At 71.7% G+C, this 16,487-nt stretch carries 10 protein-coding genes; 6 read left to right on the top strand and 4 right to left on the bottom strand.

All coding sequences use genetic code 11. From position 1 onward, the window contains the following. Window positions 1–175: 175 nt before the first annotated feature. Window positions 176–1,216, bottom strand: coding sequence for a LacI family DNA-binding transcriptional regulator (locus MTO99_RS00095; RefSeq protein ID WP_243555880.1), 1,041 nt, complete (start codon window positions 1,214–1,216; stop codon window positions 176–178). Between the two features lie 141 nt (window positions 1,217–1,357). On the opposite strand from MTO99_RS00095, the gene MTO99_RS00090 reads away from it, so the two are divergent. The 4 genes from MTO99_RS00090 to MTO99_RS00075 all read left to right on the top strand — a co-directional run bounded on the left by MTO99_RS00090 (window position 1,358) and on the right by MTO99_RS00075 (window position 7,944). Continuing rightward, window positions 1,358–3,877 carry a glycoside hydrolase family 3 protein gene (locus MTO99_RS00090; RefSeq protein ID WP_243555878.1) on the top strand — a complete coding sequence of 840 codons (2,520 nt, stop codon included), beginning with the start codon at window positions 1,358–1,360 and terminating at the stop codon, window positions 3,875–3,877. 330 nt (window positions 3,878–4,207) lie between these two features. Next, a complete protein-coding gene (locus tag MTO99_RS00085) occupies window positions 4,208–5,200 on the top strand; it encodes an ABC transporter permease subunit (RefSeq protein WP_243555876.1) in 993 nt (330 codons plus the stop codon). Window positions 5,201–5,210: 10 nt separating this feature from the next. Further along, entirely contained in the window at window positions 5,211–6,161 is a 951-nt protein-coding gene (locus MTO99_RS00080; RefSeq protein WP_243555874.1) for a carbohydrate ABC transporter permease, read from the top strand. A 34-nt stretch (window positions 6,162–6,195) separates the two neighbouring features. Next, window positions 6,196–7,944: a type 2 periplasmic-binding domain-containing protein gene (locus MTO99_RS00075; RefSeq protein ID WP_243555872.1), complete on the top strand. Its 1,749-nt coding sequence runs from the start codon at window positions 6,196–6,198 to the stop codon at window positions 7,942–7,944. Between the two features lie 96 nt (window positions 7,945–8,040). Here MTO99_RS00075 and MTO99_RS00070 read toward each other — a convergent pair whose 3' ends face one another. Genes MTO99_RS00070 through MTO99_RS00060 form a run of 3 tightly spaced genes read right to left on the bottom strand, consistent with a single transcriptional unit; the run spans window position 8,041 to window position 12,004 of the window. Further along, complete coding sequence (locus MTO99_RS00070) at window positions 8,041–8,640, bottom strand: DUF624 domain-containing protein (RefSeq protein WP_243555870.1); 600 nt, start codon at window positions 8,638–8,640, stop codon at window positions 8,041–8,043. 5 nt (window positions 8,641–8,645) lie between these two features. Continuing rightward, window positions 8,646–9,626, bottom strand: coding sequence for a LacI family DNA-binding transcriptional regulator (locus tag MTO99_RS00065; protein ID WP_243555867.1), 981 nt, complete (start codon window positions 9,624–9,626; stop codon window positions 8,646–8,648). After that, window positions 9,623–12,004, bottom strand: a complete 2,382-nt coding sequence (locus tag MTO99_RS00060) for a glycosyl hydrolase family 95 catalytic domain-containing protein (RefSeq protein ID WP_243555865.1) — start codon at window positions 12,002–12,004, stop codon at window positions 9,623–9,625. The genes MTO99_RS00065 and MTO99_RS00060 overlap by 4 nt, the downstream gene beginning before the upstream one ends. 61 nt (window positions 12,005–12,065) lie before the next feature. Between MTO99_RS00060 and MTO99_RS00055 the strand changes: the two genes are divergently transcribed. Further along, the gene (locus tag MTO99_RS00055) at window positions 12,066–14,141 is read left to right on the top strand and encodes a beta-galactosidase (RefSeq protein ID WP_243555862.1); all 2,076 of its coding nucleotides are present in this window, start codon (window positions 12,066–12,068) and stop codon (window positions 14,139–14,141) included. Beyond that, a complete protein-coding gene (yicI, locus tag MTO99_RS00050; RefSeq protein ID WP_243555860.1) occupies window positions 14,138–16,483 on the top strand; it encodes an alpha-xylosidase in 2,346 nt (781 codons plus the stop codon). The genes MTO99_RS00055 and yicI overlap by 4 nt, the downstream gene beginning before the upstream one ends. Window positions 16,484–16,487 lie beyond the last annotated feature (4 nt).

Here is a 16,487-nt window from a genome sequence, read left to right as displayed (position 1 = left end):
CGGTGCGTATCGCCGCCCGGTGCCCGGTGCGTGTCGCGGCTCGGTGCCCGGTGCGTATCGCGGCTGCGCCACTTCGGCACGCGGTGCGCCAGTTCAGGTGGCGCACCCCACGCCGAAGTGGCGCAGCGCGGAACTCGGGCGGGCGGCGCCGGGCGGCGCGCCGCGGGCGGCGGCGTCAGGCGCCGGGCGCGGGCGGTGCCGTGCTCTCGCGTACGACGAGGCTCGTGGCGAGGTCCATGCGGGGGGTGGGCGCTCCGGCGCCGGTGGGCGTCTCGGCGAGCCGGATGGCCAACCGCGCGGCCTCTTCGCCCATGCGGCGCAACGGCTGGTGCACGGTCGTGAGCCGCGGCGTGAGCCAGCGGGCCAGGGGGATGTCGTCGTAGCCGACGACGGAGAGGTCTTCGGGCACCCGCAGGCCGAGCTCGCGCGCGGCCTCGAGCACGCCGAGCGCCTGCATGTCGCTGCCGGCGAAGATCGCGGTCGGCCGGTCGGAGCCCGACAGCAGCGCCCGCGCGTGATCGCGCCCGCCGGTGACGTGGAAGTCGCCGAACCGGATCCATGCGGGGTCGATCGTCAGGCCGGCGCTGTTCATCGCCGACCGATAGCCGTCGACGCGGGCGAGCGAGCACATCATGTCCTCGGCTCCGGTGATCGCGGCGATGCGGCGGTGGCCGAGCTCGATCAGGTGCCGGGTGGCGGCGAGGCCGCCCGACCAGTTCGCCGAGCCGACGCTGGGCGCGTCGGGCGACGGGTCGCCCGCGGGGTCGACGATGACGAACGGGATGGCGCGGGCGCGAAGCTGCTCGCGGAACTCGGGGGCGAGGTCGCTGAAGACGAGCACCACGCCGACGGGGCGGCGGCGCATGACCCCCTCGACCCATTCGGCGTCGGGCGAGTGGCGGCTGCCGCTGACCGTGAGCACGACGCTGAGTCCGTGCTCCTTCGCGACCGCCTCGACGCCGTCGATGAGCTCCATCGACCAGATGCGGTCGAGCTCGTGGAAGACGATCTCGATGAGTTCGGCACGCGTCTCGCTGCGACCCGCGCCCCGGCGCCGGTACCCGCGCTCGGCGAGCACGTGCTCGACGCGCTCGCGGGTCGCGGGGGCGACGTCGGCTCGGCCGTTCAGCACCTTCGAGATCGTCGACAGCGAGACTCCCGCCTCGTCGGCGACGTCGGCCAGCGTGACACGCTCGCCCGCGACATCCGATTTCATGTTTCGAATCCTAGCCGCGAAACTTGCGGCCCCGGCTCGCATCGATCCATCCGCCACTTGGATTCGAAGCGCTTCGACGCCATACTTGAGCAGGCTGCTCGCACGCAGCCCCCGCTCGCCCGTCGTCACGCAGGAACCGCCATGACCCAGACCCCCGCCGTCGAATCCGGTGACCGCTCGCACGCGCTCGCACCCGTCGAGTCCGTCGCCCAGATCTCGAGCGTGCTGCGCGACGCCGACCCCTCGCTCGACCCGCGCCTGGCCGCCCTCGCCCGACGGGCCGCAGCCGACGGCGTCGTGCTGCTGCGCAACGACGGCGTGCTGCCGTTCGCCGCCGACCGCCGCATCGCCGTCTTCGGCCGCGCCCAGCTCGATTGGTTCGCGGTGGGCTACGGCTCGGGCGGCGACGTGAAGGCGCCCTACAGCTGGAACCTCCTCGCCGGGCTGCGCGACGTCGGCGTGCAGGTCGACGACGAGCTCGCCGCCGCCACGTCGGCGTGGACCGCCGCGCATCGCCCGGCGACTTCCGCCGAGTGGGGCCGCTGGCCGCACCATCTGCCCGAAATGCCCGTCGACGACGAGCTCGTCACGACGGCCGCGGCACGCAGCGAGGACGCCGTGGTCGTGATCGGCCGCGCCGCGGGCGAGGCCCGCGACAGCCTGCTCGAGCCCGGCAGCTACTTCCTCACCGATGCGGAATCCGACCTGCTCGACCGGGTGACCGCCGCATTCGCCCGCACCGTGGTCGTCATCGACGCCGGCAACGTGATGGATCTCGGATGGCTCGCCCGCTACGGCGACCGCATCGCCGGTGTCGTCCTCGCCTGGCAGGGCGGCATGGAGGGCGCCCGCGCCGTCGCCGCCGTGCTCGCCGGCGAGATCGCCCCGAGCGGCCGGCTCACCGACACCATCGCCGCGACCTACGACGACTACCCGAGCGTCGTCGGCTTCGGTGACCCCGAGGCCACGGTGTACGCCGAGGACGTCTTCGTCGGGTACCGCTACTTCGAGACCTTCGCCCCCGACCGGGTGCTGTACCCGTTCGGGTTCGGACTCGACTACGCCGAGTTCACGCAGCGCGTGGTGCGCGCGTCCACCGACGCCGACCGCATCGAGCTGGAGGTCGAGGTCGCGAACGTCGGCACCGAGCACTCGGGGCGGCAGACCGTGCAGGCGTACGTGTCGAAACCGGGCACCGCCCTCGCGCAGCCCGCGCGCGAGCTCGCCGGATTCGCGAAGACCTCGCTGCTCGCACCCGGGCAGCGCGAGCGGCTCGTCCTCTCGATCGACCTCGCCGACCTGGCCTCGTACGACGACGCCGGCACGACGGGCCACCGCGACTGCTGGGTGCTCGAACCCGGCGAGTACCGCTTCGCCGTCGGCACCGACGTGCGGCGCGCCGAACCGGTTGCATCGATCACGCTCGACGAGGTGCGGGTGATCCGCGAGGCCGTCGAGGCGGCCGCGCCCGACCCGGCGGCGCCGTTCCGCCGGATGACGCTCGAGCGCGACGCCGACGGGCGCGCCGTCGTCGGCTGGGAGCCCGTCCCGACCGCGACGGTCGACCGCCGCGAGCGGGTGCTCGACGACCTCCCGACCGCGCTCGAACCCACCGGCGACCGCGGCATCCGGCTCGACGACGTCGCCGCCGGCACCGCGACCCTCGACGAGTTCGTCGCGCAGCTCACCCTGGACGAGCTCGCGCTGCTCGCCCGTGGCGACCTCGTCATGGACAGCCCGCTCGGCACGCCCGGCAACGCCGGCGTCCTCGGCGGAGTCTCGGCGTCGCTCCGCACGAAGGGCGTGCGGCCCGTCACCGCCGCCGACGGGCCGAGCGGCATCCGCCTGTCCTCCTATGCATCCCTGCTCCCGTCGGGCACCGCGCTCGCCTCCACCTGGGATCCGGCGCTCGTGCGCGAGCTCGCCGCGCTGCACGGGCAGGAGATGGTGCGCAAGGGCGCCGACGTGCTGCTCGCCCCCGGCATGAACCTGCACCGCAACCCGCTCTGCGGGCGCAACTTCGAGTACTTCTCGGAGGATCCGCTGCTGACCGGGCGGCTGGCGGCGGCGGTCGTGGCGGGCGTGCAGTCGCAGGGCGTCGCCGCCTGCCCGAAGCACTTCGCCGCGAACAACCAGGAGGCGTTCCGCACCCGCCACGACTCGCGGGTCTCCCAGCGCGCGCTGCGCGAACTGTACCTGCGCGGCTTCGAGCTGTGCGTACGCGAGGCGAAGCCGCTCGCGCTCATGACCTCGTACAACCGGGTGAACGGCGTCTGGGCGCACTACCACCACGACCTCGTCACCACCGTGCTGCGAGCGGAGTGGGGCTACGAGGGCTGCGTCATCACCGACTGGTGGCTGGAGTCTGCCGTCGACCCCGACTTCCCGGCGCTGGCGGACAACGCGTACCGGGTGCGTGCGCAGGTCGACGTGCTCATGCCCGGCGGGGTGAAGACCGACGACGGCCCGCAGGCGTACGCCGACGACACGATCGTCGAGTCGGTCGCCCGCGACGACGGACTGACGCTCGGCGAGCTCCAGCGCGGGGCGCGCAACGTGCTCGGCCTGGTGCTCGCGCTCGCGCCCGTGATCGACGCGCGGGCGACAGCGGCGGCATCTCCGCGCCGACGCTGCGCCACCGCGACGGACGCTTCTGGCTGATCGTCTCGGACGTGCGCGTGGCGCACGGCACGGCGGTGGTGCGGCGCATCTCGATCGTCGAGGACTGAGCGCGATCGCCCCGGCACGCCTCCGGCGCCCCTCCGGACGGGGGCGCCGTACCGGCGTGCCCGTCGCCTGCTGAGAGCGCTCCCACCGTTATCGGTGCGTTACGCGCGAGAGTTTGACGAACCGGCATCCGGCTGGTTATCTTCTGTCGAAGCGGTTCGATTGTCGGCGGCAGGAACATATCGAGCGCCGCAACCCGATGCACGAGGGAGTGACCATGAGGCGCAGGATCCCCCGATCGGCGACCACGCGGCGGTTCACCGCATGACCAGCCAGGTCCTGCAGGAACTCACCGCGACCGAGCTCGACGAGAGCCCGATCGCCGAGAAGGCCGCGCGCAAGCGAGCGCGGCACGCCGGCGGCCGCCGCTCGTTCGGCATGTTCGCCTGCATCGTGCCGTTCCTGGTGCTGGTGTTCCTCTTCTCGTATTTCCCGCTCTACGGCTGGATCTACTCGCTCTACGACTACAAGCCCGCCCTCGGCCTCGAGGGCAGCGAGTTCGTCGGGTTGCAGTGGTTCCAGCTGCTCGTCGGCTCGCCGACGCAGGTCGCGCAGATCGGCCAGGTGCTGCTCAACACCCTCGCCATCAGCTTCCTCGGCATCGCGACCTCGATCCTGCCGCTCGGATTCGCGGTCTTCCTCAACGAGGTGAAGACGCCGTGGTTCAAGAACGCGGTGCAGACGCTGACGACGCTGCCCAACTTCATCTCGTGGGTGCTCGTCTACATGATCGCGTTCTCGCTGTTCTCGAGCAGCGGGCTCGTGAACGGCGTGCTCGAAGACCTCGGCCTCATCACCATGCCGGTGAAATTCCTCGACACCGACCAGAACGTCTGGCTCACCATGGCGCTCTGGAGCGTATGGAAGGGCCTCGGCTGGGGCGCCATCATCTATATCGCCGCCATCTCGGGCATCGACCAGTCGCTCTACGAGTCGGCCGAGATCGACGGCGCCGGGCGGTTCCAGCGCATGTGGTACATCACCGTGCCGCAGCTCATGCCCACCTTCATCGTGCTGCTGCTGCTGTCGGTCGCGAACCTGCTGAACAACGGCATGGAGCAGTACTACGTGTTCCAGAACGCGTTCAACAAGCAGTACATCCAGGTGCTCGACCTGTACGTCTTCAACGTCGGCATGACCGGCAACAACCTGTCGATGGCCACCGCGATCGGCATGCTGAAGAGCCTCATCTCGGTCGCCCTGCTGTTCACCGTCAACGCGATCGCCAAGCGCGTCCGCGGCCAGTCGATCGTCTGAGGAGCCGGAGATGACCACCACCACTGCCCTCACCTCGGTCAACCCGACGCACACCCCGCCGAAACCGACGCGCACCGGCCGCGGCATCGTGTTCACCACCGTGAACGCCGCGGTCTTCATCGGACTCGCGTTCCTGTGCGCCTACCCCTTCTACTACCTGATCATCAACTCGGTGAGCGCGAACGACCTCGCTGCACTCGGCGAGGTGCGCTGGTGGCCGATCGGGTTCCACCTCTCGAACTACGAGCAGGTGTTCCAGCTCGACGGGCTGACGCAGGCCACCGTCGTCACCCTCGGCCGTACGATCATCGGCACCGCGGCCACGGTGCTCGCTTCGGCGTTCCTCGGGTTCATGTTCACCCAGAACCGCATGTGGGGCCGGCAGTTCTGGTACCGGTTCACGATCATCACGATGTACTTCAGCGCCGGGCTCATCCCCGTGTTCATCATCATGAAGAACCTCGGACTCACCAACAACTTCTGGGTGTACGTGCTGCCGTTCGTCGTGCAGCCGTTCTTCATCATCCTCGTGAAGACCTACGTCGAGTCGATGCCGGCCTCCCTGCAGGAGGCGGCCGAGGTCGACGGCGCGAACATCGTGCAGATCTTCTTCCGCATCTACCTGCCGAACATGACGCCGATCCTCGCCACGGTCGCGATCTTCGCGGCGGTGGCGCAGTGGAACAGCTTCCAGGACACCCTGATCTACATCACCGACCAGAACCTGTACACGCTGCAGTACCAGCTCTACATGTTCCTCAACCAGGCGAACAGCCTGGCCCAGGCGATGGCGAACTCGGGCGGCAACATGGCCGCGATCGCCGACGCCGCGACCACCCAGACGCCCACCTCGATCCGCATGACGATCTCGGTGATCGTCGTGCTGCCGATCATCTTCATCTACCCCCTGTTCCAGCGCTTCTTCGTGAAGGGCATCATGCTCGGGGCGGTCAAGGGCTGACCACCTCCCCCGGGCTCCACCAGAAAGGAAAGCAATGAAGCTCAGGAAGAAGGCGGCCATCGTGGTGTCCGCTGCCGCGATGGTCGGGCTGCTGACCTCGTGCACCGGCACCGCCCCCAGCGATGACCGCGCGGCGATCTCCGAGTTCCCCGAGTCGTGGGATGAGGAGATCACCATCGACGTGTTCGACGGCCTCGCGAACTACATGGGCGTCCAGGAGGGCTGGTTCGCCAAGCTCGTCAAGGACAAGTTCAACATGAAGCTGAACATCATCGCCCCGAACGTCGCCGGCGGCGGCGACACGCTCTTCAACACCCGCGTGACGGCCGGCGACCTCGGCGACCTGATCATCACCGACAAGGGCGAGAAGCTCGACGAGCTCATCCAGGGCGGCCTCGTGCTCGACTCGTCGCCCTACTACGGCGCGATGGAGAACGCCGCACGGTTCGACGCCGCGGTCGAGCACCTGAACGCGGCCAGCGACGGCACGTACGCGTTCCCGTCGGCGGTGTCCTCGCTGAAGCCCACCGAGCCGTCCGAGGGTCTCGACCCGACCTTCGGGCCGTACGTGCGCTGGGACCTCTACAAGGCCGCCGGCTACCCCGAGCTGGGCACCCTCGAGGATCTGCTGCCGGCGCTGCAGCAGATGCAGCAGCTCGAGCCGACCGCCCCGAACGGCCAGAAGGTGTACGCCCTGTCGCTGTTCAAGGACTGGGACGGCAACATGATGAACAATGCCAAGCAGCCGATCACCTTCTACGGCTACGACGAGATCGGCTTCGCGCTCGCCAAGGCCGACGGGTCGGACTACCAGGGCATCCTCGACCCCGACGGCGAGTACTTCCGCACGCTGAAGTTCTACTACGACGCGAACCAGCTGGGCCTCGTCGACCCCGACTCGACGACGCAGAACTACGACACCCTCTTCACGAAGTACCAGAACGGCCAGGTGCTGTTCTCGTTCTGGCCGTGGCTCGGCCAGTCGGCGTACAACACCGAGGAGAACACGACCGCGGGCAAGGGCTTCATGATCGCCCCGCTCGAGGACGCGGACATCTTCTCCTACGGTGCTGAGGCGTACGGCGGCAAGCAGGTGCTCGCGATCGGCTCCAAGGCCGAGGACCCCGAGCGGATCGCCGCGTTCATCGACTGGCTCTACTCGCCCGAGGGCGCGCTGGCGAACAACAGCCAGACGATGGGCGCCGCGGGTCCCGAGGGCCTCACGTGGGAGTTCGACGGCGAGGAGCCCCAGCTCACCGACTTCGGCAAGGAGGTCTTCCTCGAGGGCGATGCGCAGGTGCCCGCCGAGTGGGGCGAGGGCAGCTACATCGACGGCGTCTCGACTCTGAACATCAGCGCCGTGCTGCCGATCGACACCGACCCGAACACCGGGTTCCCGTACAGCTACAAGTTCTGGCCGTCGTACCAGGAGCTCGTGCAGACGCCGCTGTCGGAGGACTGGTCGTCGAAGATGGGCGGCGCCACCACGACCGTCGAGTACCTGCAGAGCAGCGACCAACTGCTCGTCGCCCCGGGCGCGAGCTACGCGGCCCCGGCCGACAGCTCGGAGATCGAGACGCTGCGCAACCAGGTGAAGGCCATCGTCGTGCAGTACTCGTGGCAGATGGTGTTCGCCGAGAACGAGGCGCAGTTCGAGTCGCTGAAGAAGGAGCTCCAGGAGACCGCGGCCGGCCTCGGCTACGACCAGGTGCTCGAGTTCGACCTCGAGAACGCGAAGGCGCAGAACGATGCTCGCGTGGCGATCGCCAAGGAGTTCGGCTGATCCGTCGCGAGTCGTGAACGGGCCCGGGGCATCCGCCCCGGGCCCGTTCCGCGTGCGACCACCCCCGGCGACATTCGCCGAATGTCGGGGGCGGGGTCAGTGCCGCGCGTGCACCGCCCGGAAGAGGAAGGCGCCGGCGTACGCGCCGACGGAGCAGCCGATGGTCGCGACGATCACGATGAACGGCGGGAACAGCACCACGAGACACACGAGGGTGACGGGGATGAGCACGATGCCGAGCGTGCGCACCGGCTCGGCCGCGGGCAGCAGCAGCGCGTTCTTCAGCGTCCGGCCGAACGTGTTGCGGTACGCGGCGACGAGCGCCATGGCGTGCAGGAACGCGGCGACGGCGTAGGCGCAGGCGAGGAACGCGATCACCGCGAGTGCGGTGACGAGCGGCTCGGGGTACGCGAGCCAGAACATCCCGCTGAACCAGAGCGCGGCCGCGGGCACGAGCAGGCACAGCGCGAGCAGGGTGGCTCGCCCGAAGTTGCGCCCGAACGCGGGCAGGTAGTCGGCGAAGGGGCGGCCGCGCTCGTCGTCGGCGAATCGCATGGTCACCTCGTCGAGCGCGCTCACGGCCGCGCCGATGGTGACGATCGGCAGGCAGGTCAGCAGGAACAGCAGGTTGAGGCCGACGAACGCGAGGAAGGTCGAGAGTCCGTCGATCGCGCGGTTCTCGGGGTCGATGCGCACGGGGTTCAGCCGGCCGTGCCGGGCAGGATGCGGGGCTCGAGCAGGTTGACCCGCTCGGATGCCTCGCCGGCCAGCAGCGCGCCGAGCACCCGTGCAGCCGCCGCGCCGATCTCCTCGGCGGGCAGGTCGATGACCTCGGAGAGTCCGCCGACGGCGTGCGCGACCTCGGGCGGGCAGAGCGCGATCAGCTCGGGCGCCTGGCCGGGCGAGCGGGTGCGCAGGTGCTCGGCCACGTGCGGCAGGGCGCCCTCGTTGTGCACGAACAGGCCGGTGACGGCCGGATGCTCCGCCAGCACGTCGTCGACGACCCTGGCCGCGTCGGCGCCGCTCGGGGTCGGATGGATGCTGCCCTCGATGCCGCGCTCGGCACAGGCGTGGAGGAAGCCGCGGGCGAGCCGGTCGGCGTAGGAGGTGTGCCGGGTGACGACCTCGGGCGGCGAGCCGATGAGCGCGATCCGCCGGTGGCCGCGCGCGGCGAAGCGCTCGACGGCGAGGGCACCGGCGGCCTCGAAATCGAAGTCGACGCAGGTGACGGCGTCGGCGCCGGCGGGCAGACCGATGAGCACGGTGGGCACGGCGAGCGACGAGATGGTGGCGAGGCGGGTGTCGTCGGATTCCACGTCCATCACGAGGAACGCGTCGACCAGCGACGACCGGGCGGCGCGCTCGAGGCCGCTGGCGTCGTCGCTGGCGAGCAGCAGGATGTCGTACTCGTGCGCTCGCGCCTCGCGCACCACGCCGGCGACGATCTGCATGACGACGTGGACGTCGACGCCGGTGCGCAGCGGCGCCTGCAGGCCGATCACGTTGGTGGCGCGGGACGCGAGCGAGCGGGCGCCGGCGTGCGGGCGGAACTCGAGCTCCTCGATCGCGCGGGCGACGCGCTCGCGGGTCTCGGGCGAGATGGTGCGCTTGCCGCTCATCACGTAGGAGACGGTGGAGATCGACACCCCAGCGGCTTTCGCGACATCCGCGATCGTCGTCATGACATCCCTTCCGGTTCGATGCGGGTGATGGCATCGGGCTGCAGTTCGCGGGTGCGCGTCGCGATGCCGGGCCCTCGGACGTCGATGCGGCACGGGCGCGCAGCGTGCAGCTCGACGGCGAGGATCCGCCCCTCTGACCAGTGAAGATCAACCGTAACGCCCCCGCGGGCGCGGATGCCGTGCACCCGGCCGTTCGACCAGCCCGGCGGCAACGCGGGCAGCAGTCGCAGCACGCCGTCGTGCGACTGCACGAGCGCCTCGGCGATCGCGGCGGTGAGGCCGAGGTTGCCGTCGATCTGGAACGGCGGGTGTGCGCTGAACAGGTTGCCGTAGAGCCCGCCGCGGTGCTCGTGCCCCGTGCCGCCGCCGCTCTCGCCGTCGCCTCGCTGGTCGTCGGCCGGTCGCAGCGCGAGGCGCAGCTGCTGTTCGACGCGTGCGCCGTCGCGCAGGCGCGCGTGCATCGCGGCGCGCCAGGCGAGCGCCCACCCGGTGGACTCCTCGCCGCGTCCGAGGATGGACGCGGCGGCGGCCGCGGCGAGTGCGGGCGTGCGGTCGGGCGTGATGCGCGCGAGGGGGTGCAGTCCGACGAGGTGCGAGAGGTGCCGGTGCCCGGGCTCGGCGTCGACCAGGTCGCGCGCCCATTCGGCGAGCGTGCCGTCGGCCGCGACGCGCGGGTCGGGGAGGGCTGCGGCGAGGGCTGCGAGCTCGGCGACCACCGGCTCGTCGTGCTCGGGGTCGACGCCGAGCGCGTGCGCCGCCGCGGTGCAGACGTCGGCGAGTTCGCGCAGCAGCTCGACGTCCATCGTCGACGATTCGTCGACGGCGCGGGCGATGCCGTCGGCGTCGAGGTAGTGGTTCTCGGGCGAGGTCGACGGACTCGTGCGCACCCGACCGTCGTCGGCGCGGATCCACGAGCGTGCGAACCGGGCCGCGCCGAGCAGCGCAGGCCAGGATTCGCGGAGCGCCTGGAGATCGCCGCCGAACGCGTAGTGCTCCCAGGCGTGCAGCGCGAGCCAGACCCCGCCCATCGGCCAGAACGCCCACGCGGGGTCGCCGTGGCCGGCGCCGACGGGTGCGGCGTGCCCCCAGGCATCCGAGTTGTGGTGCAGGACCCAGCCGTCGGCGCCGTGCAGGTCGCGCGCGACGGCCGCGCCGGGGCCGGCCGCGACCTCGCGCACGAACCGCAGCAGCGGCTCGTGGCACTCGCCGAGCCCGGTCGGCTCGGCCGGCCAGTACGCCATCTGCAGGTTGATGTTCGTGGTGTAGGCGCTCGACCACGGGCCGGGCAGTTCGGCGTTCCAGATGCCCTGCAGCGTGAGCGGCCGGCCGCCGGGCTGCGACGAGGCCATCAGCAGGTAGCGGCCGTAGTGGAAGGCGAGGGCGGCCAGGCCGGGGTCGGGATGCTCCTGCGCCCGCCGCACCCGCTCGTCGGTGTCGAGGTCGGCCGCGCCGGGAGGCGACGGCAGGTCGAGGGTGCAGCGCAGGTACTGCTCGCGATGCGCCGCGATGTGCGCGACCCGCAGCGCGGCCGGGTCGGCGTCGCGCGCGCGCGGCGAGGACGGGACGGATGCTCCGGCCCCGACGCGCGTGGTCAGCAGCACGAGGTGCTCGCGGGCTGCGTCGGTCACCACGCCGTCGCCGGATGCCTCGCAGCCGGCCGAGGCCGTCAGCGTCACGGTCGCCGTCCGCCCGTGCGCGGGGTCGTACCGGATCGGCTCGGCGGGCCGCTCGTGCCCGGGCGCGACGTCGACGGGCAGCCACCACTCCGCCTCGAGCCCGTCGGCGGTCGCGGTCGGCGCGCGGCGCGCGCGCAGCGGTGCGTCGAGCCGCAGCCGCAGCCGCACGGGGCGGTCGGCCGCGACGCGGTGCACGATCGCCCCGGTCACCCGGTCGACCCAGCTCTCGTGCTCGACGAGGCATCCGTCGATCTTGGAGCGATGGCTCGCGATGCCCGTGGTGAGGTCGAGCGCCCGACGGTACCCGACCGGCTCGCCCAGAGGCGAGCCCGACCGCGAGTCCGCATCCGCGCCGGTCACCTCGACGTCGAGGTGACCGAGCGGCAGGTAGGCCTGCACCCACGGCGTCTGCTGGCGCTGCAGGAGGTGCTCGGCCTCGCCGGCGTCGCCGGCGTCGAGCGCCGCCCGCACGGCCGCGAGCGCGTCGGCGCCGCGATCGGCGACGCCCGCGAGGGGGTCGGCGCTCAGCGTGCCCGACCATGCGTCGAGGTCGTTGAGCCAGAGCCGCACCCGGTCGGCCCGGCCGTCGCACATGGCGCCGCGACGGCCGTCGCCGATGGGGAGCGCGTCGGTCCAGCGCCGTGCCGGACGGGTGTATCGCAGGGCGTGGAGCTCGGTCGCGGCCTGCTTGGACAAGGTCACCCGAGTAGTATAAGTTCACGTTGTTGAAGCGCTTCGACACCCGCAGCAGTGAGGCCCCGCCATGTCATCATCGAACCCCACGGGGCGACGCGCGTTCGCGTCCCTGACCGCCGAGCGCGGCATCCTGTTCGGCGGCGACTACAACCCCGAGCAGTGGCCGCGCGAGGTCTGGCGCGAGGACGTCGAGCTGATGCGCCGGGCCGGCGTGAACCTCGTCACCGTGGGCGTGTTCAGCTGGGCGATGCTCGAACCCCGCCCGGGCGCGCGCGACTTCGGCTGGCTCGACGAGGTGCTCGACCTGCTGCACGCCGGCGGCATCGCCGTCGACCTCGCCACGCCGACCGCCTCGCCGCCGCCGTGGCTCGGGGTGCGCCACCCCGAGATCCTGCCCGTCGACGCCGACGGCGTGCGGCTGGTCGCGGGCTCGCGCAACCAGTTCTCGCCCGCATCGCGCGTCTACCGCGAGCACGCGCTCGCCATCACGCGCGACCTCGCCGCGCGGTACGCGACGCACCCCGCCGTGCGCATGTGGCACGTCGGCAACGAGTTCGGCCAGCTCGACTTCGGCGACGAGGCGGCGCGCGAGTTCCGCACCTGGCTGCGCGCGCGATACGGCACGATCGACGGGCTGAACGAGGCGTGGGCGACGGCGTTCTGGTCGCAGCGCTACGACGACTTCGACGAGATCCTGCCGCCCCGGCGCATGCCGTACCTGGTGAACCCGACCCAGTCGCTCGACTTCCGCCGGTACAGCTCCGACCAGCTGCTGCACTGCTACACCGAGCTTCGCGACGCCATCCGCGACACCGGGGCGACGCAGCCGATCACCACGAACTTCATGGGGCTGTTCGCCCTCGCCGACTACCGGTCGTGGGCTGGGGAAGTCGACGTCATCGCCGACGACCAGTACCCCGACCCCGCCGACCCCCACTCCCCCGCCGACATCGCGCTCGTGCAGGACCTCATGCGCTCGCTCGGCGGCGGCCGGCCGTGGCTGCTGATGGAGCAGGCGGTGAGCAGCACCTCGTGGCGCCCGCACAACCTGCCGAAGTCGCCCGCGCGGGCCCGGCTCGACTCTCTGCAAGCGGTCGCGCGCGGCGCCGACGGCGTGTGCTTCTTCCAGTGGCGGCAGTCCCGCGCCGGATCCGAGCGGTTCCACTCCGCGATGCTGCCGCTCGCCGGCCCCGGCACCGAGGTGTTCGAGGGCGTCTGCCGGCAGGGTGCCGAGCTCGCCGCGCTCCGCGATGTGGTCGGCACGACCGTGACCGCCGAGGTCGCGGTGCTCTTCGACTGGCCGGGCTGGTGGGCGGGCGAGCAGCCGGGCGGGCTCACCGACCGGTTCGCCACGCTCGAGCAGGTGCGCCGCTGGTACCGCGAGCTCTGGCGACGCGGCGTCGCCGCCGACGTCGTCGCCCCCGGCGACGACCTCACCGGCTACCGCGCGGTGCTCATGCCGCACAGCTACGTGATCGAACCGGATGCCGCGACCGCCCTCCGCGACGCCGTCGCCGCCGGCGCGCATCTCGCGGTCGGCCCGTTCAGCGGCGTCGCCGACGCCCGCGGGCACCTGCTCACCGGCCGCTCCCCCGCGCTGCTGCGCGAGCTGGTCGGCGTGAGCGGCGAGGAGTGGTGCCCGCTGCCCGACGGTGTCACCGCGCTGCGCGCCACCGGCGACTGGGCGCCCGAGACCACCGGGGGCATCGCCGACCTCACCGTCTCGATCCTCGGCGAGAAGCTGCGCAGCGACGGCGCCGAGGTGCTGGCGACCTTCGCCGAAGGCCTGCTCGCCGACCGCCCCGCCCTCACCCGCAACCCCGTCGGCCGCGGCAGCGCCCGGTACCTCGGCGCGGTGCCGAGCGACGACCTGCTCGCCGCCGTGATCGGCGAGACCCTCGCCGAGGCCGGCGTGCGCGGCGCGCTGCCGACGGAGGGCGGAGCATCCGCCCCGCTGCTGCCCGACGGCCTCGAAGCCGTACGCCGAGGCCCCCTGCTCTTCCTCCTGAACCACGGCGGCGAACCCGTCTCGGTCGCCGTCGCGGCCGAGACGATCGACCTGCTGACCGACCAGCGCACCGGAGCCGCCGTCGTCGTGGCACCCGGCGACGCGCGAGTGCTGAACGAAAGGCGCACCACGTGAAGTTCACCGACGGCTACTGGCTGACCAAGCCGGGGCTCACCCCCCTGTTCGCGGTCGAGGTCGACGACGTCCGCATCGACCCCGAGGCCGGAACGATGACGGTGTACGCCCCGACGACGGCGATCCGTCACCGCGGCGACACGCTCAACCGGCCGATGCTCACGGTGACGTTCTCGTCGCCCGCGTCGGGCGTGGTGTCGGTGCGCGTGCAGCGGCACGCGGGCCGGGTGCACCACGGGCCCGACTTCCGGCTCGCGCCCGAGCCGGGCTTCCGTCCGCGCGTCACGGTCGACGAGCGCGAGGGCGTGCTCGAATCGGGCGACCTGCGAGTCCGGGTGCCGCGCTCGGGTCCGTGGCACGTCTCGTTCGAAGAGGGCGACCGGGTGCTCACCACCTCGCTGCCCCGCTCCATCGGGCACATCACCGCGACGGATGCTCCGGGCCGAGCGCTCTCGGGCGTCTCGGGCACGCCCGCCGCCGGTGCCGGGGCGACCTGGGTGCACCAGCAGCTCTCGATCGAGCCCGGCGAGCGCGTGTACGGCTTCGGCGAGCGCTTCGGCGCGTTCGCGAAGAACGGGCAGGTGGTCGACACCTGGAACGCCGACGGCGGCACCGCCAGCGAGCAGTCGTACAAGTCGGTGCCGTTCTACCTGACCAGTCGTGGCTACGGGGTGCTCGTCGGCAGCCCCGACCACGTCTCGTTCGAGGTGGGATCCGAGGTCAACTCGCGGGTGCAGTTCTCGGTGCCCGGCGAGACGCTCGACTACCACGTGATCGCCGGCCCCACCCCGAAGGACGTGCTGCGCCGGTACACCGCGCTCACCGGGCGGCCGGCGCGTGTGCCGGCGTGGTCGTTCGGCCTGTGGCTGACGACCTCGTTCACGGCGAGCTACGACGAGCAGACCGTGACCGAGTTCGTCGAGGGCTTCGCCTCCCGCGAGCTGCCGCTCAGCGTGTTCCACTTCGACTGCTTCTGGATGCGCGAGTACCAGTGGACCGACTTCGAGTGGGACGAACGCACCTTCCCCGACCCGGCCGGGCAGCTCGCCCGCCTGCACGACCGAGGGCTCAAGGTCTCGGCGTGGATCAACCCGTACATCGCGCAGCGGTCGAGGCTCTTCGCCGAGGCCGCCGAGCGCGGGTACCTGCTGCGCCGCACCGACGGCGGCGTCTGGCAGTGGGACCTGTGGCAGGCCGGCATGGCGCTCGTCGACTTCACCAACCCCGCCGCACGGGACTGGTACGCGTCACACCTCGAACGGCTGCTGGATCAGGGCGTCGACAGCTTCAAGACCGACTTCGGCGAGCGGGTGCCCGCCGAGGGCGTGGTCTGGCACGACGGGTCCGACCCGGCGCGCATGCACAACTACTACCCGCAGCTCTACAACGAGGTCGTCTTCCGCACCATCGAGCGGCGGCGCGGAGTCGGGCAGGCGGTCGTGTTCGCGCGGTCGGCGACGGCCGGCGGCCAGCAGTTCCCGGTGCACTGGGGCGGCGACAACGACTCCAGCTACCTCTCGATGGCCGAGACCCTGCGCGGCGGACTGTCGCTGGCGATGAGCGGGTTCGGCTACTGGAGCCACGACATCGGCGGCTTCGAGGGCACGCCCGACGCCGGGCTGTTCAAGCGGTGGCTCGCGTTCGGGTTGCTGTCGTCGCACTCGCGCCTGCACGGCTCGCACTCGATCCGGGTGCCGTGGGCGTTCGACGACGAGGCGGTGGAGGTCACGCGACGGTTCACCGAGCTGAAGCTGCGACTCATGCCGTATCTCGCGGGCGTCGCCGAACAGGCGCACACCGAGGGCATTCCGATGATGCGGCCGATGGTGCTCGAGTTCCCGGGCGACCGGGGCACGCACGACTGCGACACGCAGTACGCGCTCGGCCCGTCGCTCGTCGTCGCCCCCGTGTTCACCGCCGACGGCACGGTCGAGTACTACCTGCCCGAGGGCGAGTGGACGTCGCTGCTCTCAGGCGAGGTCGTCGAGGGCCGGCGCTGGGTCGCCGAGCGGCACGGGTACGACTCGGTGCCGCTGCAGGTGCGCCCCGGCACGGTGCTGCCGTGGGGCGCGGTCGCCGACCGACCCGACTACGAGTGGGCCGACGGCGTGACGCTGCGCTGCTTCGCACTGCCCGACGGCTTCGACGAGGTCACCACGGTGCCCGGGCTGGAGGGCCCGGCGACCACGTTCCGCGTGCGTCGCGAGGGCGCCCGCGTGATCGCGACGAGCGACGATGCGCGCGCACCCTGGGCGCTGCAGGTCGGCGACCGGGTCGTCGAGGCGGATGCCGCGGGCGAGGTCGTCCTCGACCTCGACGCCGAACCGGTCGGGGCGCGATGAGCGG

The organism is Agromyces larvae (assembly GCF_022811705.1).
GTDB classification, from domain to species: domain Bacteria; phylum Actinomycetota; class Actinomycetes; order Actinomycetales; family Microbacteriaceae; genus Agromyces; species Agromyces larvae.
This window is presented reverse-complemented; position numbering and strand designations above follow the sequence as displayed.

Coding starts and splice junctions, on each gene's coding strand:
- MTO99_RS00095 (WP_243555880.1), bottom strand. CDS start 1,216: ATGAAATCGGATGTCGCGGGCGAGCGTGTCACGCTGGCCGACGTCGCC.
- MTO99_RS00090 (WP_243555878.1), top strand. CDS start 1,358: ATGACCCAGACCCCCGCCGTCGAATCCGGTGACCGCTCGCACGCGCTC.
- MTO99_RS00085 (WP_243555876.1), top strand. CDS start 4,208: ATGACCAGCCAGGTCCTGCAGGAACTCACCGCGACCGAGCTCGACGAG.
- MTO99_RS00080 (WP_243555874.1), top strand. CDS start 5,211: ATGACCACCACCACTGCCCTCACCTCGGTCAACCCGACGCACACCCCG.
- MTO99_RS00075 (WP_243555872.1), top strand. CDS start 6,196: ATGAAGCTCAGGAAGAAGGCGGCCATCGTGGTGTCCGCTGCCGCGATG.
- MTO99_RS00065 (WP_243555867.1), bottom strand. CDS start 9,626: ATGACGACGATCGCGGATGTCGCGAAAGCCGCTGGGGTGTCGATCTCC.
- MTO99_RS00055 (WP_243555862.1), top strand. CDS start 12,066: ATGTCATCATCGAACCCCACGGGGCGACGCGCGTTCGCGTCCCTGACC.